Genomic DNA, 20,677 nt, shown 5'->3' on the forward strand with positions numbered 1-20,677 from the left:
GTAGTGTGTAAAAAACCTCTCAAAAGGCATTGAGCGTTCCAAACGTGGTTCAAGTGATACTAAGGTCGAATGGCGCCTTATTCGTTGCGCTAATACTATGGTGTTCCGGCTAAGCGGCAATGTTGTTGCTTATTCTGGATCACTAATACCGATATTGACGAGACGTTATATTATGTTTAGAACGGCTAAAATTGCAGTATATTGCTGCATAATGCTATACCTCGTGGCGTGTGGAGGAACGGGCTCATCTAGCTCAGAGACCACCGAGGCATCGACAGCGCAACCGACAGCCGTTCCAACGGCAGAGCCTACGGTCGTTCCAACGGCAGAGCCTACGGTCGTTCCAACGGCAGAACCTACGGTCGTGCCCGGGGTATTATCTAAAATTGAAAATTTTGGGGATAACCCAACGCGTTTGGACATGCACTTGTACGTGCCCGAAAATCTACCGAATATGGCGCCGGTGTTATTGGCTGTGCATTACTGTACGGGCGACGGCCCAACATTTTACCGGTACACACCTTTTGCTAATGCTGCAGACACGAATGGCTTTATTGTTATCTACCCGTCTGCTACCCGTAGCTCAAAGTGTTTTGATGTAGCCTCTCCGAACGCACTTGTACGCGATGGCGGCAGTGACCCTCAGGTTCTACGCACCATGATCCGCTATGTGCAGAACAATTATAATGTGGATAACGACCGCATATTTGTTACTGGAGTGTCTTCTGGCGCCATGGCCACGAACGTGATGCTAGCGCTCTATCCCGATGTTTTTGCGGCTGGAGCAGCGTTTGCTGGCGTACCATTTTACTGCTTCGCTACGGGTAGCAGTATTGAATGGAATAGTGCTTGCGCAGGAGGTGCAAATACTAAAACTCCGCAGGAGTGGGGCGATCTCGTTCGTAACGCGAATATAGGTTATACCGGCTCCTACCCTCGTGTTCAGTTGTGGCATGGAACGGCAGATGACGTGCTCGATTTCATCAATTTTGGAGAAGCTATTGAGCAATGGACGGATGTACACGGCCTCTCATTAACGCCGGATAATAGTACTGAAATTTCGAATACCGTTACGCGCACTCGGTATGGTAGGGCGGGCGAAGAGGCCGTAATAGAAGCCTATCGAATGGAAGGCGTTTCGCACGATCTACCGGTTGATGGGGAAGAGGCACTACGCTTTTTTGGGCTCGACACGCCTTAAAACCCGAACCAAGATGTTTAGTTAACATATAGTGCTATCGAAAACATGCTTTTTTGGTTAAAGCGCAGTATGGGGTGCACCTATTCCGCATACTGCGCGTTTCTTCTTTTAATTGGCTTTTCTCTCTCGTTTTATTCCTACCTATCCTGCATGCCCCCCTCATCAAACACAAACAACGACACTTTAAACTTAACAGCTGCACAGAAAAGCCTGGCGCTAGAGGTGGCGGTTAAGTCTGTGAGGCTTCCTTTATTGTGCCCGTAGCGGAGGGCTGAATAGTCGTGTTGATACAGCTTAATGAGGTATGCGCTAATGCAGTACCTTATCCTAATAGACATAATTGTTTTTTTCTGGGAGTATTGCGCGCATCCGGTTTCAGATAGCGCAGTAATACAGGGCAAAAGTACGTCATTCATGAAAGGAGTAGGAAGACTATGAGCGGAATTATAACTACATTAAAAAAGTTGTTGGGTTGGGGCAGTGAATCGTCTAGAAGCTTGCCTACCGGACATCAGGCCAACGGCTCACATGTTACTCAGCTGTCTGTAAGCGTAATTGTTCATGCGGCTCAGAAAGAAGGTTACCTTGCCTCGAGCTTTAACCTGTCTTTAATAAAAAGTGATGGGAATAATTGGGGTATCGGTGGTGAGGGCGAGCAAGTGTTTAATGAAAAACCTGAAATTGCCGTGGGAGCAACCCGTTTTGATATAGAGTTAGTCGACAATAACCTATCAACGTTATATGTTTTTGGTAGCGGCGGCATTAAAAATAGCCAAGGGCAAGAGTCTATTTTTGTGATGGAGCCACCTAAAGAGCACGTATCCGATAGAAAGGCGTTTGATTTTGGCCCTCCATGGATTCCGTTAGATGGTTTGAGTGCGAGCAGCGCACTGGCGGGTGATTTGTACATCATTAACGGTGATGACCCGCAAGAAGGTGGGGCCCATCCAAAATTAATAGGAGCATGGGCGCTTAACGTAAAAGACGCATAGACAAATAACGTGTTATCTCGCGAACTAAACTTTGACGAGAGCATTACAGATAACTATTGCAGGTCGCAAGCGAGCTCATATACTATTTATTAAACCCTTTATTTATCGTCTTTAATGTACTCCTTCTGCCTACTGGGTGCCCCCTTGTTTATTCGCAGGTGTTGGTATCGTTTAAAGCATTTTTCTGGTCAGGTATAATTTGACGCCATTTATGCGCAAAAAGAACAATGTTTAAACGACGCGTAGCACTAAGATCTCAACTCAATAATGTGTGGGCATTGGCATGTCGCGATGCGGTCAGTAATTGTTGCGTGCTATAGCTGTCGTTAACAATGAACGTTTATAATCTTTCCCGTTTTTTAGTGTGTGTATCGAGAATTTAAATTGGCGTGAGTGGCTGTTACTTTTTAAGGCAAAACAATACCTCAATAAACCGAAGGAAATAAGCTATGGAAATAGTGGTCGATAGAATCGTATCAGATGATGATACAACCATCAGCAGAGTGTCAGTAGACGGAAAGTTTGTGTGTTTTGGCTTAGAAGATGAATTTCGTGAAGAAAAAGTTCAGAACGAAACACGTATTCCGGCGGGTACCTATAACATTAAATTGAGAACCGAAGGTGGTTTTCATAATCGATACCAAAAGCGTTATCCTGATATGCATAAAGGGATGTTGCATCTACAAGATGTGCCTAACTTCACGTATGTTTTAATTCATTGTGGCAATACAGATGAAGACACCGCGGGTTGTCTATTAGTGGGTGCTGGCTCGAATACAACGCCAGGTGATATGAGTATTTCGTCAAGCCGTGTCGCGTACGCCAATTTCTATCCAAAAGTCGTTGATGCGGCTGCAGCTGGTAACCTTAGCATTCGGTATGAAGACAACGACCTCTAGCCGAACGTTTATTTCAAGCGAATAGGCTACTTTTTTAAGCCTATTCGCCTTCTTTTCCCAATTATCACTCCCAGTCCGTTGTAGTCTTACCCACATTTACGTTTTTTATCGGTACCTTCCCCTGCCATACGTTACCTGTACACCGAGTGTAAACGTTCCATAGAGTCTGTTAGAGTACGCGCCTTTAAAATTCTGTAGCAATCGCACTAAAACAGGTGGTCTGTGTAATATGGTTAAATCGTTATTATTAAAAGGTTTGAGAGAAGGTTTGGGGCGAATTATAGTGTTGATAAGCTTCATTACGCGGCCCAGTAAAATCAAGCGTTCTACTGAGCAGCAAGCGGCAATAGCGTTGAAAGCAGAAGGTTTATCTATCTATCAATTTTATGCCTGTCCATTTTGCGTCAAAACGCGCCGCGCCGTACATAAGCTCAACCTGCCTATTGCATACAGGAATGCTCAGGCCGGAGAATACCGAGAAGAATTGGCTAAAGAGGGTGGCCAGATAAAAGTGCCTTGCCTGCGCATAGAAGAGGGCGATTCGGTACAGTGGATGTATGAGTCTGGGGATATTATTCGCTATTTGAACCAGCGCTTTGCTGCTTAAGCAATCGACATTTACCCTCGGGTAAATCGTCCAGAGTAAGGGCGCCAACTTGGTAGCGGTGAAGGCTTAGCACCTCGTTCTGAAAGACACCAAACATTCTTTTTATTTGATGATAACGGCCTTCAGTTAACGCTACTGTGGCACAGCGAGCGCCTTCAGGGGTTAGCGTTGCAGGCCGTGTGGTGATGTTTTCGTACTTAAAATAAATGCCCTCAGCAAACGCTCGAACGGTTTCTTCGGTTATTGTTTCGGCTAACGTAACACGATAATATTTTTGTATGTGGGCCGTTGGTGAGAAGAGGTTACGTGACCAATGGCCATCGTTAGTCAACAGCACTATTCCTGTTGAGTTAAAATCCAGGCGCCCCGCGATATGCAAATGGTCTTTCATCGGGTGATCGATCAAATCTATAACGGTTGTATGACGTTTGTCTTGTGTCGCACATACGACGCCTCTAGGCTTGTGCAGCATAAGATACACAGGGGAGTTGTCTTGCAGTAACTGCCCATTCACCGAGATTCTGGAAAACTGGGTTACAATCTGCTTATGATCGAGCGCAGTGTTCCCGTCAACTTCAACTTGCTTTCTGGCAAGCATCAGACGTACCTCGCTCATGGGTATTTGGGTTTTTTGGCTGATAAGCCGATCGAGTCGAGCACGTGTTGATTTCATAGTGCGAGGCACAATACCAGTAATCGGGGCAACTATCCAAATTTGAGCGCGCTATCAACACCTATGCTCTAAAGGTTATGTTAGCGTGTTTAAATGAAAACGCATTGGATGGCAATGGTGTGAAACAGTCTATCGGCGAGTCATGCGCAGTTACCCGTTTAGCAGTTGCTTGCTGCCCTCTGAAGGTTTGAAGTCATTGCATAACATTGTGTTGTGCTCCACCCTCGAATACCCATTAATGATTGGTATTTATTTTATTTCTTGCGCATACGGTAATGATTATGACGGCTATTAGTACACTACTATTTGATCTTGGCGGCGTTTTAATTGAACTGGATGGCCCTCCCATCAAAAAAGAATGGATTAACGAGACGCTCAGTCATGAAGAAAACTGGCAACGTTGGATGTCATCGTCGTACGTAAAAAATTTTGAGACAGGAAAAATTACGGCAGAAGATTTCGTAACCGGCGTTGTAAAGGAATTGAGCCTTAATACGTCGGAAGATACCTTTAGGCAGGCCTTTGTCGAATGGCCGAAAGCACTTTTTCCTGGTGTTACCGAACTTTTGTGCGCACTCAAAAAAAACTATAATCTCGCATTCTTCTCAAATACGAGCTCTCTTCACTTGCCCCGTTTATTAAACGAACTACAACTGGCTGATTACTTTGATTATACTTATGCTTCCTATGAAATCGGACATTTCAAACCGGATGTGAGCGGCTTTCACTATGTGTCGGCTGATATGGGCGTATCACCAGAATCTATTTTATTTATTGATGATAACCAAATAAATATTCAGGGTGCACTTGCAGCAGGGCTACAGGCCCAGAAGGCTGTAGGTTTCGATGACGTTTTAGCTGTGCTAACTCAGCATAATTGTTTGTAAAATATACAGATGGCGTGTTTTCACGCAGGCCAAAATATAGGAGTCGTGTTGCGATGAATAGGTTGTATAGCATATTAATTATGGGTTTGGTTTACTGTAGTGTTGCCGCTTGCGAGTTCCGTTCAAATTCACTAGCTTCCACAAATACAGTTTACAACGAAGAAAGTGCTAGGGTTTTTCTAGCCGAGGCTGAAGATGCAATTGCTGACGCTAGCGTGTTTTATAGTCATGCTGCATGGTTAAGCGCAACTTACATTAATATGGATAGTCAACATGTCGAAGCTCGTGCATTTAAAGATTTTACGCTGAAGACCGTAAAATACGCGATGCAGGTTAAGCATTGGGATAATGTTACGTTGGATCCAGTAACCCGCCGAAAGCTGAATGTTCTTCGAGCAGGGTTGGATTTCCCCTCCCCAAACGACGAAATGTTGGCGACTGAACTTTCTGAAATAGCAGCAAAAATGCAGGCGTTATACGGTGAGGGTAAGTATTGTCGTGAAACCGGCGAGTGTTTTAATTTAATCGAAATGAGTCAGTTCCTTGCGAAAAGCGATGATCCTAAATTAATGCAAGAAATGTGGGAAGGTTGGCGAACAATATCGCCTCCTATGCGCTCGCTTTATGAGCGGCAAGTTGAAATAGCCAACCAAGGCGCTCAAGACCTTGGGTTTGAGAACCTCTCCGTAATGTGGCGATCGAATTACGATATGCCTGCCGATATTTTTAGTCAATATGTCGATACTCAATGGAATATGGTAAAACCATTGTACGATGCACTGCATTGCCATGTACGTGCGGAATTGAATAAAACCTATGGTGATGAAATTGTATCTAAAACGGGCAAGATACCCGCGCATTTACTCGGCAATATGTGGGCGCAGTCATGGGGTAATATTTACAATAAAATTAAGCCTGCTGGTGAAACATCTAGCGTCGATATTACATCGCTTATAGAGGAAAAAGGAATGACCGAGTTAGACATGGTCGAAACCGGAGAAGCCTTTTTTTCCTCATTAGGTTTTGAGTCTTTGCCTACCAGCTTTTGGGAACGCTCACTTTTTGTCAAGCCAAGAGATAGAGAGGTGGTGTGCCATGCGAGCGCATGGAATTTGGATGACAAAGATGATCTGCGCATTAAAATGTGTATTCAAAAAGACTCCGAAGATTTTCAAACCATTCATCATGAGTTGGGGCACAATTATTATCAGCGTGCTTATAATCATCAGCCCTTGTTGTTTAAGGGAAGCGCGAATGACGGTTTTCACGAGGCTCTAGGCGATACCATTGCGCTTTCAATTACGCCCAGTTATCTTGTGTCCATTGGGATGCTGGATAAAGAGCCGCCCGCACATGAAGATTTAGGGTTTTTACTGAATCAAGCGTTGGATAAAGTGGCTTTTTTACCGTTTGGGCTCTTAGTGGATAAGTGGCGGTGGCAGGTGTTTAATGGCGAGCTGTCACCCGAAAATTATAATGAAGGGTGGTGGGCTTTGCGTGAGCACTACCAAGGTATAGAGGCACCGGTACACCGAAACGAAAATAATTTTGACCCCGGGGCCAAATACCATATTCCAGGCAATACACCCTATAGCCGTTATTTCTTATCGTATATTCAACAGTTTCAATTTCATCGTGCGCTTTGTGAAACAGCAGAATACGAAGGTCCGCTGCATCGATGCTCTATTTACGGTAATAAAGCTGCTGGAAAAAAACTAAAGGCCATGATGGAAATGGGCCGCAGTCGGCCATGGCAAGACGCCATGTTCGCGCTAACAGGCCAGCGGGAAATGGATGCAAGTGCAATTGTTGATTATTTTGCTCCCGTTAAAACGTGGTTAGATAAGCAAAATGAAGGTAGGGTTTGTGGTTGGTAATGTCATCGCACAATAAAAGCTTGTCCTACTTATTTCACTTGCTTAGTTAGTATTTTCTATAGGGCAAAATATTGTTTTAGTTTGCGATTTTCCCTTATCTGTTTTAATTTTGAACCGGCTTTATAGCATAAACGGCGCGAGCTTTCCTGGCGCCCCCTTTTTTATGTCAATTTATTGCTTCTGCTCAACATGAAGTGGAAGTTCTCGCTGTACTATAAAAATGCACTGTATCGTATAGCGGTATACCCATTAGCAATCTGTGGAACGACGGAGGTTAACGCGTTAAATAATGTCTTTGTAGGGTTGCTTCATTTTACAGCACTCTCACTTTGTGCAATAAATCACAGTGTTTCATCGGTGTTGAACGAGAGTTCTTACACGTTTATGCCCGCAACAATTGCTTAATATTGCAATACGTGGATATTGATAATGTGCGTGGTTATTCGTATTATCAATCCGTAAATACGTTAGAGCGCGCATTTTGCGTCGTAAGGAATGCACGCATTGTGATCGATGGATTAAGGGATGCTCATTTTCTAGTCGCGCTCAGCATTCAGAGCGTATTAAGAGGTATAAGGAGATACAATGACCGAAGAAACGCTGTTTAATGTTGTGTGTACGGGGGAGTTCCAGAGAGAGTTCGTGCCCAACGATGTTATTGCAGCATTTGCCTCGTTGGCCAAAATAGAGGCTTCAACAGCCAAGAAAATTATTCTTGGCAAGCGTGAAATTAAAAAATCGATTCCCCACGATAAGGCGTTTCATCTAAAAACAAAGCTTGAAACTCTAGGCCTTAAAATTAAACTAGAGCGTATCTTGCCAGATAGAACCTCTTTAGCGTTAGCGCTAGAGCCTATAGATAATCCCGAGATAACCACTTCTGCTGTACCCAGCCCAAGCTTGTTGGCACCTCAAGGGCTCTCTTTGGCTCCTATATCGAACGATGAGTCTCCCCTCGAGAAAATTACTAATACACCACCTCACACTCCCGCTGAGATGACATGCCCCAAGTGCAGTCTTGTACAGGCTCAGAATGACGAGTGCCATGGGTGCGGTGTAATTGTCGCAAAGGTTGCGAAAGTTAATGCTCCAATGGAAAAGTTAGCTAAAACAGAGCCTTCTAGGGCAAGCACCGTGCGGGATTCTGCTGAACGTATCGAAGAAAATAGCGGGATAACACTGAAAATGGTATTAGCGACGGCAGCTGCGGCTCTAATTAGCGCTTTTGTCTGGAAGGTTGTGGCGGTTCAGTTTTACACCGAGTTTGGTGTTTTAGCGTGGGCAATCGGCGGCCTAATTGGTGCAGCCGCTGTATTTTACGGTGCCTATGGGGATGACGCAGCCTACCTGTGTGCCGTAATGGCCTTAGTTGCTATCGTCGGTGGCAAGTACATGGTTGCATCGTCGTTATCACAAGAATATTTCAGTGAATTACGCGATTCATCGAGCACGGAATACTTGGATGAAATGGCGAGTGAGATGCAATACGAAGCGCAAGCAATGCAAACCGCACTTGCAGACGATCAGGCAATGCGTGAGTACATGATCGAGTACGGTTATGTTGACGAGCAAGATCCAGCAGCGATCGATCAACACTTAGTTGATCGTAGCCGTGTCTCGCTAGAAGAAGCCTATGAAGATTTCTCCTTGATGGTAAATTTGTCGTCAGGCGAGGACTTGGAAGGAGCGCTGGGGTCATTCGCCACAATGGAGGTATTTAAAGATAGCTTTGACTGGCTAGATTTCATTTTCATATTTCTTGGTATATCAACCGCCTACCGAATGGCGAGTGAAGGCCGTATATCATTCATCCGTAGAAATTGATCGTTTACCCGCTGGTTTATTTCCTATGGGATCGTGCATGAGTATGCCCGTATTTATCATAAAGGTAAGATGGTAAACGTAATTTACCCATCAAGTGGGTTCGCTATATTGTATTGTGTGGGTGTATTGCTAGTACATAATGTTTGACCGAAACCCATAAAATTTCATTAGAGTATTTCACTGATTTTCAGTAATGAGTCGTTTGGGTAACAGGCAAAGGACGTTCGTTTATGAAGTCTATAGTTTTGATGTTGGTGGCTTTTATTTTAGGTGGGTGCGTCAATTTAACGAAATACGAGCGCGCTAGCGTTTTGGGCCCAAAAGCGAGGGTTCGAGTAGTTACCGGTATGACCAGTACAAGAGTTTATAATGTTCAGAATAATGACTGTCGTCAATTGATAGGTTATGGATTGTTAAAGAAGGGGTATTCGGACGGTTCATTGCCTGAGAATAGTTTGGGTATGCCATGGATTCGCGAACGGAAGGGTGAAGTTGATAACTACCAATATATGGAGGTTTATATGTCAACAGAAAAACCTCAGGATATTTACGTAGCGGCTAAAAATAACTTCGGGAAAGCGACGTATAATTTTAGGGTAACCTTTGAAGAAGGTAAAGATTACGAGATACATTTTGTTTTTCCGTATGTTAGCGTGTATGAAATAAGTGCTGGTGGAAGCGATTTTTGGAAAATAGACGTCGAAAAAACTGAAACTTCCTGTATATACTAATATCTAGCACGCCAGTTAATCGGTAGTTCTTCAGCCTAAACGGACTAAACATCGAGAAACTCACATGGCAAAAAGGCTACCCTCATTAGAAGCGAATGCACGGGCGAAGCAAACCAACTTGTCCCCGGAATGCACGCCCCATTATTAAATGACCCTGAGGTTTTGCAGTGAATAAACCAAAAATAAACACTAAAAACTCACAGTAAAAAATTAGTTAAAAAAGAAGGGTGCTGGTGTTGTTTTTTGGCTTCGCTTAGGGTGGGGCATGGCTCATTACTTCAGCTTATGAGTGCGGTAATAATACACTCCATCACCTTGGCCTAAGGCATTGACTAATTACAGTCACGCCACTACAGCCGCCATGCCGTGTACGGATACGAGAAACGCTTACAGCAACTTTTAGCGTGTCTTACAGTAATCACTTGCGTTATTGCGGTAATTGATTTAGCGCGTACCACGGGCTACAAGATTGCAGGATTATCGAAACTTTGTACCGTACTGGCATTGGCCACTTGGGCCAAAGCAAAGCCACGATCAATATCAATAAAGCGGGAGGCTGTCTCTTGTTTCGCCACACCCAAGAGATGCTTGGGCATAAGAGTTTAAGTTCCACGCAGATCTACGCCACCGTGAGCCAACAGACGCTGAAAGAAGTGTGAATTAGACCGTATCGTATTATCTACCTTCCAAAAGAAAGCCAAACTGATGTGATTATCGTGATGCGCTATCGCCGTTTGTTCGAGATAGACTTGGCGGAGTTCAGGGAGACAACACACTAGATACCCCCTAATCCCATCGAAATAAAGCCGCCAGCCCCACTTAACATAATGCAGGAATTATGTGCAATGCCCCACAGAGCCGTATAAAAAGCACAAGGCACTGTGGGCCATTATTTTGCTCACTACCGTTTATACATCGGTCAGCATAAAAAACAAGAAGTGGATGAGGCCACCATGCAAAACTGGCTAAGCACCCAGAAGCTCACATGGCAAAAAGGCTACCCCAGCAAAAGCGAAAGCACGGGCGAAGAAAACCAACTCATCCCCGAAATGCACGACCCATTATTAAATGACCCTGATCTTTTGCAGTGATCGACACAATAAATGGCAATTGAGAATACGCTGGTTTTGCGTAAAGGTTGCGAATGCTATATTTCCCAGCCGCGATGGTTCTGTTGGTTTCGGGTGTGGTGTATATAGGGCATTGTTTTAGAAGCCTGTGGTAAATATTAATGAATAGGCAGCTTATTTTTTGGTTGTCTCGTCAAACCTGTAAAGATAAGTGTTTGTGTTGGCCGATGTTTGGCTTTTTATTGAATATTTATTTTTATGGCTTGTTGAAGCCGGTGGTGTTGTGGACGGTTGGTTCGTCATTAACCGCCAGATAGGCAGTTAATTTACCTGGCGCGTTATAGCGTTCTATAATGCGGCCACCCTTTAAGCTTTCTGTAGGATTATATTATGGAAACTCTTTTCGTTTACGGTACGCTCCGTACTACAGAAGGCCATCCCATGCACAATTTTCTGCGGGGCTATTGTGATCTATTAGGTGAGGCTAGCATGGGTGGGATTAAGGTACAGCTAGAGGGTTATTGTGGTGTGCAGCCTTCAGGCGACCCTAATGAAAGGGTGGTAGGGGAGTTGTACCGTATTCACTCTAACGCCAGTGATGATCTTTTTCGTGGGCTTGACCGCTACGAGGGCTGTAGCGAAGAGTGCACTGAGCCCCATGAGTTTTTCCGCCATCGGCAGGAGGTTAGGCTGCTGGCGGCTTCAGAGATTTATGATGCGTGGGTTTATTTGTATAGCAGTTGTGCGGGGCCAGAGTAGTTATCGTTAATTTCGCTTAGATATCGTTAGCCATTTTTAGCCGCTTTAAATTTAACATAGCAACGTAGGACACGAATCGTGAACAATACTGAGACGAAGGCTTTTAGATTTATTCCGTTTCGCGTAAGCGACATTGTTAAAATGTGTTTAAGTGAGAGTGAGCTGGCAGAGCAACGAGAGGCGTTTCTACAGTTTACAGGTGTGCTCACGCAAGTTTTTCATTATGAGTTCAAGGGCGTTTTGGACGCATTGAAAGAAGCCTATTCGCCAATGGACCCAGACGCCGACACGCGTAGTGTCTTTCCTGTTGCGGAAGATTCTACCGGCCAGTTTGTTGCACTCTTAAAGACCACATTGGAAAAAGCTAATTATCAGGCGGTTTCTGACGAAGAATTAAATCGGGCAATGACCAACGCGTCTTTATTTGATTTGCGGTTGCATGTGGATTTTAATGATTTTTCTGAAGTGTTGCTTTTTTGTAGAGGGCAGTCTGTGCAGCAACAGAGTGTTAGCCGTTGGTTTGGTTTGTCCTCCAAAACGGTGGAATTCGTTAACTACGACCGAGTGGTGGTGTACATACGTTTTAAATCGAATGAGAGTGTGTCGACGTTGAAACTTTTTCAAAATGTACCTCAAGCCGATTTGGAAATGTTGTTTCCCAACACTCAATTGCGTATGCGTACGCAGGATAAAATTCTCATTGGTGTTCCTGCGGTGGTGAGTGGGGCTATTGTGCTAACCACTAAGGTGGGGGCGACTTTTTTACTTATTGCTTCTATGTTGGGGTTTTGGTTTGGCTTTCACCAAAAAGCAGTGGAAATGAATGCAACCAATCTTTCTATTGTGTTCGCGGGTTTGGGTGCGCTGGGTACTTATTTGTGGAAGCAGTTTTCTAACTTTAAGAATCGAAAGTTGCGTTTTATGCAGCAATTAACGCAAAACTTATATTTTAAGAATTTAGATAATAACGCAGGTGTTATTTTTCGATTGATCAACGATGCTCAAGAGGAAGAGTGTAAAGAGGCTATACTGGCGTACTATTTTCTTTTGCTAAGCGATGCGCCGCTAAGCCGTAACCAGTTAGATGATAGTATCGAGCGATGGCTGGTAGAGAAATGGGGTTGCACGATTGATTTTGAAATAGATGACGCAATGGCGAAGTTGTTGCGGCTAGGTTTGGTGTATCACGCCCAAGGTGGCTACACTGCGTTGCCATTAAAAAAGGCGATGCTGATATTAGACCAGCGCTGGGATGCGTATTTCGACTTCACGTAAAAGCCGATTATACGGCTTCCCCATTACGCGAATTTTCTGCCCTAACTACAACTAAAGGCGGCTATTTTTAGCCGCTAACTCGTCGTTATAAAAATTTTTTATGCGCGTGTTTGGGTTCTAGCTAGGGGGTAGCAGTATTCGCTTATCCATTTAACGCGGCTTAATGGTAATATTCTTTTTAACCTTTTTATTCTTCCAAGGGAATGTGCCGTCGCTGGTTTTAGTGCTCGCCGTTTTCGGTTTTTTCACTGAGGCCTTTTGCTTAAGTTTGCTTGGTGCTTTGTCGTTTTGGGAAGCGCTTTTTTTATTGGCCGATTTTGACGGCGTATTTTTTTGGCTTTGTCGGGTTGCATCGCTTTTCGGCGACGTATCGAGTCTTTTGTTTTTGGGCACGTAGTTTAAAATGGAGATGGGCACTACTTTCCTTGGTGCGAAGGCTTCTAAATCCCTGCGCTCAACTATATGACCTAATCGGCTTTCTATCGCGCAAAGTGTATTAAAGTCATCTTTTGAAATAAGCGAAACCGCTTCACCTTTTGCGCCGGCACGGCCCGTACGACCAATGCGGTGAATATACTCGTCAACCTCATTGGGTAGATCGTAATTCACAACACGGTCTAGGGTGTCTATATCCAACCCTCGAGCAGCGACACCGGTAGCCACGAGCAAACCACATTCTCCCGACTTGAAACTGGCTAAAATTTCGGTGCGTGCCGCTTGGCTACGATCACCGTGAATATAGTCTGCGGTTATGCCGCGCTTTGCTAGTTGCTCAACCAGTTTTACGGCGCCGTGTTTGGTGCGAATAAAAATAAGTGCCTGTTGCCAGTTGTGCGTTTGAATAAGGTGGCTTAATAGCGCCGACTTTTTATCTTTATCGACTGTGACTAACCACTGTTCAATATCGGGTTTATTGATATTGCTGCTGCCCAACGATATCTCCACCGCATGAAAAATGGTTGTTTTGACGAGTTGCTTAACGGATTTAGACATGGTGGCTGAAAACAGCAGGTTTTGGCGTTCTGTGGGTAAGCGCTCGATGATCTTATTAATATCATCGACAAAGCCCATATCGAGCATGCGATCGGCTTCATCTAATACCAGGTATTCTAGTTCATCGAAATGTAGCGCGCGTTGATGGACCATATCCAACAACCTGCCGGGCGTTGCCACGACAATATCGACACCGGCAATCAATGCTTGTTTCTGACTTTCCATATCACTGCCGCCATACATGGCAATACAGCGAATGTCCGAATGGACGGAGTAGCGGGCGACATTCTCGGCAACTTGTACTGCCAGTTCGCGGGTGGGAACCAAGACTAACGCTCGAATTCGTTTACCGCGCAGTTTGCGACCGGCTACGCGGTCTATAATAGGCAGTATAAAACTGGCTGTCTTACCGGTGCCTGTCTGGGCGGTAGCAATAAGGTCTTTGCCCGCGAGCACAACGGGTATGGCCTGTTCTTGAATGGGTGTAGGCGTTACATAGCCCTTGTCAGCAATGGCCTGCAACAATGACTGACTTAAACCAAGCTCTGAAAACGACATATACCACCTTAGAAATAAGATTAAAAAAACAAAAAACGCCAAATACGCGAAGGTTCGCGCACTATACAGGATCGGCACGAATAGCCGTAGCTAATAGCACTGTATAAAGCCTGCGTTGCGAACGTTTGGGGGCGCTAACGCGTTAATAGCGTTAGGTGGCTAATACTCGCCTAGCAGCGCGTAAGCTTAAGGCCAAAGTAATGGTAGAATTGCCCCATAAACATTACACTGCGCGGCATTCGCTACGCTCCCCTGTACCATGCCTCTGCAAAGGAGTGCGTATAGAGGCTGCCCATGCTAGTCGCTACTCAATTGTAGCAACCCATTAGTAGGAACCATTAGTAGGAACCCAATGAAAAAGACCTTTAAGCTAGAACACCCTAAGATAAAAGTGCCGCGCGTAGTCGATTCTGTAAAGCACGATATTAGAAAATACCTCAAAAAAGAACGTAAACGACCTTTGCCTGCTGGGGCAAAGTATTGGGGTTTTGATTGTAAATTTGGGCAATCTGAAGAGACCGCTGTAGAGGTGCATTTGTCCACGCTAACGAAGAATATTGATGATCTTGTGGCCAACAATATTTTGACCATTTACGTGGAAATTACAGCGAAGCCCATTGAGGCCGCTGAAAACCCATCTGCACAGGAGGGGTAGCTATCAACACTAACGCTATATTGCAGCGAGTACAGACTATTTTTGGTCTCACCGATGAGCTTATGCTGTCTGTATTTGCGCAGGGCGGGCACGAAGGTAGTCAATCAGAGTTGGCCTCTTGGTTGGCTAGTGAAGGCGAGCCTGAATTTGCTTTGTGTAAAGATGAAAAGCTAGCGCGTTTTCTAAATGGGTTAATAAGCCATAAGCGAGGCGCTAAAGATGACACCATACCAGAGCCTGAGACTGTTCTAAGTAACAATATGGTGTTGCGTAAATTAAAAATAGCACTCAATTTACAGGCGGATGGTTTGCTCGAAATACTGATGCTAAACGAGGTTACGTTAAGCAAACATGAACTCAGCGCTTTATTTAGGCGCCCAGACCATAAAAATTATCGAGAATGCCTAGACCCATTGTTGAATAACTTTCTGGATGGAATGGAAAAGCACTTTCGTAAAAATCAAACGTAGACTTTGACGCAGTTTTTTGTGTGACGCGCCACGGTAAAACTTTTAATTGCAGAATTGACGTGGCGCACATGAACTTTCTTTATCACTAAGGCGGCTTAAAAGGGCGTCAGGTTTAGTTGTTAAACATATTGAACCCTGCTGACACTCCCAGCACAGTGTGCGCTCTTAAAATGTTTTTTTTATTCATTCATTCTCTATATTCGTTTCGCTAAGGTGCCCGTTCGGTGCCGCCTGATTTAATGCCGAGCACAAATTAGTGTGAGATGTTATACCTCATCGGTTATCGTGTAAAAACGCCCAACACCGAATACGTTGTAAAATAACGTTTTCTACTAAACTTTTATACAGCCATATCACGCGTTTATTTCGTTTTTACTAGGGCGTTATTGCAAGTTGACACCTTATTTTTTATGACGGTTCAACAAAAACAGGCAGTTCTGCTAAGATGAGCCTCCATTGAGCTGAGCGCATTACTCCGTTGTTATGAATAAACGCTACCTTGTAATCCTGCCATTATTAACCTCAGTTAAAAGTAGAGGGCTTAGCTTTTAAAGCAATTGTGTTGGTGGAATACCGGCAATGGCTGAATGTGGTCGATGATTGTTGTACGTCCACTGCCATTGAATCGCCAAGATTTGAGCGTGTTTTATATCCTCAAACAAATTGAGTTTCAGCTATTCTTGTCTAGCGGTTCGATTAAACCGTTCAATATAATGATTTTTAGTTGGTTTTCCTCGCTGAACACATCATAAAGTTTCTTATTCTGTCGTCCAATCAATGGATACTTGGCGAATATATTCGGGCCGTTGTTAAAATGAATGGCCGCAGGATTTTCCCGCCATTCAATCACTTGTTTCAGCGAATGAATGATTTATAAATTCTATAGATCACACTTGGTTGACCTCTAATGGGACAATCAGCGCTTCTGGCTTGTCACGCTTAGTTCGCTTTTTCGGCTTAATTCGCAGGTTTAATTTAAACTTGGTATAAATACGGTAACCGCGTTTATGATTCCAACGAAAGACTTTAGTGTTGCGTAAAAATAAAAAAATATAAACCAAATCCCCAGCGTTTGTTCGCTGCGGTTAATCTTAAAATACAATCGGCTATTTCCATATTTTTATCCGATAATCGCGCGTGGTATGCATAGCAAGTGACACGAATACTAACGTTGTATTGCGCATTCACTTTATGATTCAGTTCTCTGTGCCGAGCTGGCTTCACCACTTTTTTTGATGATTTTCTTTGTGGTATTTTCTTTAATATTCTCTACCGCGTTGTGAATTAAAATAAGAGTGGCTAGTGATATTGGCTAGCCACTCTTAACTAACACTTTCTATTGTTGCTCGTTAAGGTAACGATTAAACACAATGGGAACAATATAGAAAATAGGTAAGCTTATTCTACTGATAAATATTAATAGAGTAGCTGTGTAGTGTTAATTACAGTAGAAAGAGTAACAGTAATTATTCGTTGTGGTGGTGTAATAACCACTTGTACCACAGATTTGAGCAGCCGTTTGCGCTGCGCTAACAACCCCAGAGCCACAAGAATAGGCTACGCGTGTTGGGGTAGGTGCGGGTGTTGGAGTAGGTGTTGACTGTGAGCCTGCTCCACATTCAAAACGATAACAGCCCCCGCCCACACTATACGAATTGGTGCCACACTGGCCACACTGATTGCTCGCGTATTGTGCGGCAGACACCACGCCGGAGCTACACGCGGTTGTAACTGTGTCGCCACAATCAAAGGCTGCTAGCGACTGGCTGGGCATTAATGCAAAGCCAATAACGAAAGCCACTATTGATAAAATTCTTATGTTAAACATTGTAAATCTCCTGTTTTTTAGATTAGGCCCAATACTGTAGGGCACTCGAAGAGATTCATTCATCCCTGCGTGCTCTAAGTTAGGGTAAAAGGAGCGAGGTGTTTTGTAGGTTGGCTCACAAGTTAAGTTAATGGCGCGGGCTTCACGACATTTAAAAGCCTATTTGCAACACACGTATCATTCCGAAGCGTTGGTTGTGTATGGCGACGCTAATGTTTATTGATGCCAGTAATAGCGTGCCGTTAAAAAAGCGGGGCGGGGCCTAGCCTGCTTTAACAATATTTTTGTTGGCAGGCTGTTTTTAGAATGGTTATAGCGGTGAGAATGAAGCCGAGTTGCTATTATCGTTATACTGCCTGGGATCGTAGTGCACTCGAAAGAGTGAAATCCATTTTACGTTGACGTAAATCAACGGTTTTTAATTTAACGGTTACTCTATCGCCGAGAGAGATACGTTGTGTTCCATTCACCAGCTGTTGTTTTGAGGCATTAAAGACAAAGCTGCCTTGTGTAAGGCTGGCTAGTGGCACTAAACCTTCTACGCCTATTTCATCCAGCTCAACAAAAAAACCAAAACTGGCAACACCCGACACTGTTGCTTCATATGAATCGCCAATAAACTTTTCCATATACTCACATTTTAATGCGCTTTCAACTTCACGGCTTACGTCGTCGGCTTTGCGCGATTGTGTGGAACAATGCGTACTTAGTGCTTCAATTGCAGCCGCGTTATAGGGGTATGCTTTTTTAGAGAGTGTTTTTCCTGCGAACTTTTCTAGGTGAAGGAAACGGAGTATACGTTGAATACCGCTGTTTTCTTTGCCTCGGATTTTTGCTCGAATCGCTCGGTGCGTCACTAAATCTGGGTAGCGGCGGATGGGCGACGTAAAATGTGCATAGGCCTCGTAGGCTAAACCAAAGTGGCCCTGATTATTGGGGGCGTATTCTGCCTGACTTTGAGAACGTAAGAGTAGGATGCGGATAACACTGGCATCCGAACGCAGGCTGATTTTTTCCAGCAGTGTATTGTAATGATGAGACGTCGGTTTATCACCGCCAGCCAGTGCCAATCCTTTTTCGGAGAGGAGTGAGCGCAGTAGTGTTAATTTTTTAGGTTGTGGCCCTGCATGTACGCGAAACAACCCCGGTATTTTATGGCGAGCTAAAAATTGTGCCGTGGCGACATTAGCGCATAGCATAAACTCTTCTATCATTCGATGCGCATCGTGTCGTTTAATCGGTTTTATGCTGGCTATCTTCTGGTTTTTGTTAAGGTTAAGCGCGAGTTCCTGAGTATCAAACTCAATTGCCCCTCGCAGTTTTCGTGCGTGGCTTAAACGTAAATAGAGTGCGTGAAGGTTGTGAATATGCGGTGCTATTGCTGGTAGCGTTTCAGTGATTTTCTTTGCCATTTTTGAGCGTGGTTTGGCCACTATCGCATGGGCTTGGTCATAAGTGAGCCGGGCGTGGGAATGAATAATCCCTTCACAGAACAGCGATTGAGTGACGACGCCGTCATGGTTGATGGTCATGTCGCATACCATAACTAAACGATCTTCATGCGGGTTGAGCGAACAAAGCCCGTTTGAGAGGGATTCGGGCAACATGGGAATAACTTGACCAGGACAATAGATAGACGTGCCTCGCGCTTGCGCTTCTATGTCCAAGGCGTCGTTTGGCTGCACATAATGTGATACATCGGCAATGGCAACAAGTAACCGCCACTGTCCAGACTCTGTTCTCTCACAATATACGGCATCATCAAAGTCTTTAGCGTCGGCACCATCGATTGTTACAAAAGGCAGCGCTCTGTAGTCAATTCGTGCGTTTTTGTCCGATTCGAGTACGTGGTTGCCGAGCGATTCAGCTTTTTCTGTAAGTTCATCACGCCATTGGTCTGTAATGCCATGCCGACGTAGCGCTAGTTTCGTTTCCATTCCAGCGGAGTGCGGGTATCCCAACACTTCGGTAATTTGTACTTGCGTAGCGAGACGATAATTGGGGTAATGTGTGATTTTAGTATTAACATACTGCCCAGCTTTCGCGCCTAATAGTGGGTGATCGCCTAATTGAATTTTTTGTGGAATTTTAGTGTTTTCTGGAACTACAACATAATCTTTGCCTTGTCGCTTTAATAAGCCGGCTACATGCGTTGTTTTACGTTCAATAATTTTGATAAGCCTGTTGTTCGAGCGGGTGTTAGTGTCGGGCTCGAGTAATACCTGAACGACATCGCCATCAAATACATAATTTAATTGTACTTTTGGCAAAAATAAATCTTTATCGGTTGCGCTATAGCGCACGAAACCAAAGCCATCGGGGTGAATACTAATGACACCGTCAACAAGCAGGTTTTGATCTATTAATCGATAGCCTGCGCGTGGGTTGAATGCGAGCTGACCGTCGCGTTCCATTGCTCGTAGGCGTCGTCTAAGGGCTTCTTTTTGATCTGGCTCGTTAAGCTTTAGAGCGTGCGCGATCTGCTGGCGAGTCAGTTGTTTTGTTCTTTTACCAAAAAGGCCGAGAATATAATCACGACTGGGGATGGGGTTTTCGTAAGGTTGATGGGTAGATAATTGTGCGGCAGGGGTCAAACTCATAAAGTTCTCTTAACGCCGCCCATCGCTTTTTATTGTGTATCGTCAAGTTAGGAAACTAGAAATTTTCAATATTGAAAAAGGTAATACTGAATAAAGCATAAGGCGGGAATGACTCAGCGATAGAGCCGGTATAGTAATTCGAGCGGTAACTAAACTTGCTCAAGAGGGTGTTCAAAAAATATCACACTCACGCGATAAGGGTGAGTGTGACGTTAACACGCGTTTAAACCGTGTTAACGTAATCTGTTTAGATGCAAACAATATTTTCTGCTTGCGGGCCTTTTTGGCCTTGTGTAACAGTAAACTCTACGCTTTGACCTTCAGCTAAGGTTTTAAAACCCGTGCTAACGATTGCGCTAAAGTGAGCAAAAACGTCAGGGCCAGATTTTTGTTCAATAAAACCAAAACCTTTTGCTTCATTAAACCATTTAACTGAACCAGTTGTTGTATTAGACATAATAGATATCCTAGAAAATAATAGATAGTGCGCCCATGAATGGGGCGATTAAGCGGGAAGAAAACAGATATTTAACTGAGGATAACGCGAAGTATTACGATTAAGACAACGAGGTACAAACAAAAAAACAGGGCTTTCTCTCAAGCCAGGCGGCTAAGGTAACAGGAAGTAGCCCAATAAAGCAATTATTTAATGGCTATAGAACACATTAGAACGTTGGTGCATTGTTTTTGGTGCGAGCCGGGGTGGTGCTAATAGGTAGGTGTGGTACTGAAAGCGGTGGTAGCACCGTACCCACCCAAAAAAGTATCTAGAGCGACG

At 44.2% G+C, this 20,677-nt stretch carries 19 protein-coding genes and 1 pseudogene; 13 read left to right on the forward strand and 7 right to left on the reverse strand.

Translation table 11 applies throughout. The features are described from left to right. The first annotated feature begins 172 nt into the window (after positions 1-172). The 4 genes from H5647_RS13785 to H5647_RS13800 all read left to right on the forward strand — a co-directional run bounded on the left by H5647_RS13785 (position 173) and on the right by H5647_RS13800 (position 3,699). Positions 173-1,201 carry an extracellular catalytic domain type 1 short-chain-length polyhydroxyalkanoate depolymerase gene (locus H5647_RS13785; protein WP_052692071.1) on the forward strand — a complete coding sequence of 343 codons (1,029 nt, stop codon included), beginning with the start codon at positions 173-175 and terminating at the stop codon, positions 1,199-1,201. Between the two features lie 434 nt (positions 1,202-1,635). Continuing rightward, entirely contained in the window at positions 1,636-2,193 is a 558-nt protein-coding gene (locus tag H5647_RS13790; protein WP_045859354.1) for a hypothetical protein, read from the forward strand. Positions 2,194-2,642: 449 nt separating this feature from the next. Next, on the forward strand, positions 2,643-3,092 hold the full coding sequence (locus H5647_RS13795; protein ID WP_045859356.1) for a DUF5675 family protein: 450 nt from the start codon (positions 2,643-2,645) through the stop codon (positions 3,090-3,092). 229 nt (positions 3,093-3,321) lie between these two features. Beyond that, a complete protein-coding gene (locus H5647_RS13800) occupies positions 3,322-3,699 on the forward strand; it encodes a glutathione S-transferase N-terminal domain-containing protein (protein WP_045859358.1) in 378 nt (125 codons plus the stop codon). Here the strand turns inward: H5647_RS13800 and H5647_RS13805 are convergent. Further along, the gene (locus H5647_RS13805; protein WP_045859360.1) at positions 3,665-4,372 is read right to left on the reverse strand and encodes a pseudouridine synthase; all 708 of its coding nucleotides are present in this window, start codon (positions 4,370-4,372) and stop codon (positions 3,665-3,667) included. The two genes, H5647_RS13800 and H5647_RS13805, sit on opposite strands and share 35 nt — an antisense overlap. 281 nt (positions 4,373-4,653) lie before the next feature. Between H5647_RS13805 and H5647_RS13810 the strand changes: the two genes are divergently transcribed. The 4 genes from H5647_RS13810 to H5647_RS13825 all read left to right on the forward strand — a co-directional run bounded on the left by H5647_RS13810 (position 4,654) and on the right by H5647_RS13825 (position 9,691). Then, on the forward strand, positions 4,654-5,259 hold the full coding sequence (locus H5647_RS13810; RefSeq protein WP_045859362.1) for an HAD family hydrolase: 606 nt from the start codon (positions 4,654-4,656) through the stop codon (positions 5,257-5,259). 53 nt (positions 5,260-5,312) lie between these two features. After that, the gene (locus tag H5647_RS13815) at positions 5,313-7,136 is read left to right on the forward strand and encodes a M2 family metallopeptidase (RefSeq protein WP_082087060.1); all 1,824 of its coding nucleotides are present in this window, start codon (positions 5,313-5,315) and stop codon (positions 7,134-7,136) included. 585 nt (positions 7,137-7,721) lie between these two features. Next, the gene (locus H5647_RS13820; protein WP_045859364.1) at positions 7,722-8,960 is read left to right on the forward strand and encodes a hypothetical protein; all 1,239 of its coding nucleotides are present in this window, start codon (positions 7,722-7,724) and stop codon (positions 8,958-8,960) included. 230 nt (positions 8,961-9,190) lie between these two features. Next, complete coding sequence (locus H5647_RS13825; RefSeq protein ID WP_162926397.1) at positions 9,191-9,691, forward strand: hypothetical protein; 501 nt, start codon at positions 9,191-9,193, stop codon at positions 9,689-9,691. A gap of 461 nt (positions 9,692-10,152) precedes the next feature. Here H5647_RS13825 and H5647_RS22335 read toward each other — a convergent pair whose 3' ends face one another. Continuing rightward, positions 10,153-10,287 (reverse strand): hypothetical protein, encoded by a 135-nt coding sequence (locus H5647_RS22335; protein ID WP_268871355.1) that lies wholly within the window; start codon positions 10,285-10,287, stop codon positions 10,153-10,155. A gap of 285 nt (positions 10,288-10,572) precedes the next feature. On the opposite strand from H5647_RS22335, the gene H5647_RS13830 reads away from it, so the two are divergent. From H5647_RS13830 to H5647_RS13840, 3 genes are all read left to right on the forward strand, one after another. Continuing rightward, positions 10,573-10,782 (forward strand): hypothetical protein, encoded by a 210-nt coding sequence (locus H5647_RS13830; protein ID WP_045859368.1) that lies wholly within the window; start codon positions 10,573-10,575, stop codon positions 10,780-10,782. 369 nt (positions 10,783-11,151) lie between these two features. Continuing rightward, the gene (locus H5647_RS13835; RefSeq protein ID WP_045859369.1) at positions 11,152-11,520 is read left to right on the forward strand and encodes a gamma-glutamylcyclotransferase family protein; all 369 of its coding nucleotides are present in this window, start codon (positions 11,152-11,154) and stop codon (positions 11,518-11,520) included. A 78-nt stretch (positions 11,521-11,598) separates the two neighbouring features. Next, positions 11,599-12,795 (forward strand): TMEM143 family protein, encoded by a 1,197-nt coding sequence (locus H5647_RS13840; protein WP_236074898.1) that lies wholly within the window; start codon positions 11,599-11,601, stop codon positions 12,793-12,795. Between the two features lie 150 nt (positions 12,796-12,945). Here H5647_RS13840 and H5647_RS13845 read toward each other — a convergent pair whose 3' ends face one another. Continuing rightward, positions 12,946-14,346: a DEAD/DEAH box helicase gene (locus H5647_RS13845; protein WP_045859372.1), complete on the reverse strand. Its 1,401-nt coding sequence runs from the start codon at positions 14,344-14,346 to the stop codon at positions 12,946-12,948. A 352-nt stretch (positions 14,347-14,698) separates the two neighbouring features. On the opposite strand from H5647_RS13845, the gene H5647_RS13850 reads away from it, so the two are divergent. Both H5647_RS13850 and H5647_RS13855 read left to right on the forward strand, forming a co-directional pair. Further along, on the forward strand, positions 14,699-15,001 hold the full coding sequence (locus H5647_RS13850; RefSeq protein ID WP_045859373.1) for a DUF6172 family protein: 303 nt from the start codon (positions 14,699-14,701) through the stop codon (positions 14,999-15,001). Between the two features lie 20 nt (positions 15,002-15,021). Beyond that, complete coding sequence (locus H5647_RS13855; protein WP_082087061.1) at positions 15,022-15,471, forward strand: YehS family protein; 450 nt, start codon at positions 15,022-15,024, stop codon at positions 15,469-15,471. A gap of 548 nt (positions 15,472-16,019) precedes the next feature. Here H5647_RS13855 and H5647_RS22450 read toward each other — a convergent pair. The 4 genes and pseudogenes from H5647_RS22450 to H5647_RS13880 form a co-directional block, all read right to left on the reverse strand. Continuing rightward, a pseudogene (locus H5647_RS22450) lies at positions 16,020-16,199 on the reverse strand (integrase core domain-containing protein); the annotation flags it as partial. A gap of 710 nt (positions 16,200-16,909) precedes the next feature. Then, entirely contained in the window at positions 16,910-17,299 is a 390-nt protein-coding gene (locus H5647_RS13870) for a hypothetical protein (RefSeq protein ID WP_045859375.1), read from the reverse strand. Positions 17,300-17,646: 347 nt separating this feature from the next. Beyond that, positions 17,647-19,899 carry a ribonuclease R gene (gene rnr, locus H5647_RS13875; protein ID WP_045859377.1) on the reverse strand — a complete coding sequence of 751 codons (2,253 nt, stop codon included), beginning with the start codon at positions 19,897-19,899 and terminating at the stop codon, positions 17,647-17,649. Positions 19,900-20,146: 247 nt separating this feature from the next. Continuing rightward, on the reverse strand, positions 20,147-20,356 hold the full coding sequence (locus H5647_RS13880; RefSeq protein WP_045859379.1) for a cold-shock protein: 210 nt from the start codon (positions 20,354-20,356) through the stop codon (positions 20,147-20,149). Positions 20,357-20,677: the final 321 nt, after the last annotated feature.

It is taken from the genome of Teredinibacter purpureus (genome assembly GCF_014217335.1).
Classification (GTDB): domain Bacteria; phylum Pseudomonadota; class Gammaproteobacteria; order Pseudomonadales; family Cellvibrionaceae; genus Teredinibacter; species Teredinibacter purpureus.

What these genes read in the sequence shown, in the direction of transcription:
- H5647_RS13795 (WP_045859356.1), top strand. Translation starts at nt 2,643, where the DNA reads ATGGAAATAGTGGTCGATAGAATCGTATCAGATGATGATACAACCATC.
- H5647_RS13850 (WP_045859373.1), top strand. Translation starts at nt 14,699, where the DNA reads ATGAAAAAGACCTTTAAGCTAGAACACCCTAAGATAAAAGTGCCGCGC.
- H5647_RS13805 (WP_045859360.1), bottom strand. Translation starts at nt 4,372, where the DNA reads ATGAAATCAACACGTGCTCGACTCGATCGGCTTATCAGCCAAAAAACC.
- H5647_RS13785 (WP_052692071.1), top strand. Translation starts at nt 173, where the DNA reads ATGTTTAGAACGGCTAAAATTGCAGTATATTGCTGCATAATGCTATAC.
- H5647_RS13870 (WP_045859375.1), bottom strand. Translation starts at nt 17,299, where the DNA reads ATGTTTAACATAAGAATTTTATCAATAGTGGCTTTCGTTATTGGCTTT.
- H5647_RS13815 (WP_082087060.1), top strand. Translation starts at nt 5,313, where the DNA reads ATGAATAGGTTGTATAGCATATTAATTATGGGTTTGGTTTACTGTAGT.
- H5647_RS13845 (WP_045859372.1), bottom strand. Translation starts at nt 14,346, where the DNA reads ATGTCGTTTTCAGAGCTTGGTTTAAGTCAGTCATTGTTGCAGGCCATT.
- H5647_RS13810 (WP_045859362.1), top strand. Translation starts at nt 4,654, where the DNA reads ATGACGGCTATTAGTACACTACTATTTGATCTTGGCGGCGTTTTAATT.
- H5647_RS13835 (WP_045859369.1), top strand. Translation starts at nt 11,152, where the DNA reads ATGGAAACTCTTTTCGTTTACGGTACGCTCCGTACTACAGAAGGCCAT.
- H5647_RS13880 (WP_045859379.1), bottom strand. Translation starts at nt 20,356, where the DNA reads ATGTCTAATACAACAACTGGTTCAGTTAAATGGTTTAATGAAGCAAAA.
- rnr (WP_045859377.1), bottom strand. Translation starts at nt 19,899, where the DNA reads ATGAGTTTGACCCCTGCCGCACAATTATCTACCCATCAACCTTACGAA.
- H5647_RS13800 (WP_045859358.1), top strand. Translation starts at nt 3,322, where the DNA reads ATGGTTAAATCGTTATTATTAAAAGGTTTGAGAGAAGGTTTGGGGCGA.
- H5647_RS13825 (WP_162926397.1), top strand. Translation starts at nt 9,191, where the DNA reads ATGAAGTCTATAGTTTTGATGTTGGTGGCTTTTATTTTAGGTGGGTGC.
- H5647_RS22335 (WP_268871355.1), bottom strand. Translation starts at nt 10,287, where the DNA reads ATGCCCAAGCATCTCTTGGGTGTGGCGAAACAAGAGACAGCCTCCCGC.
- H5647_RS13820 (WP_045859364.1), top strand. Translation starts at nt 7,722, where the DNA reads ATGACCGAAGAAACGCTGTTTAATGTTGTGTGTACGGGGGAGTTCCAG.
- H5647_RS13790 (WP_045859354.1), top strand. Translation starts at nt 1,636, where the DNA reads ATGAGCGGAATTATAACTACATTAAAAAAGTTGTTGGGTTGGGGCAGT.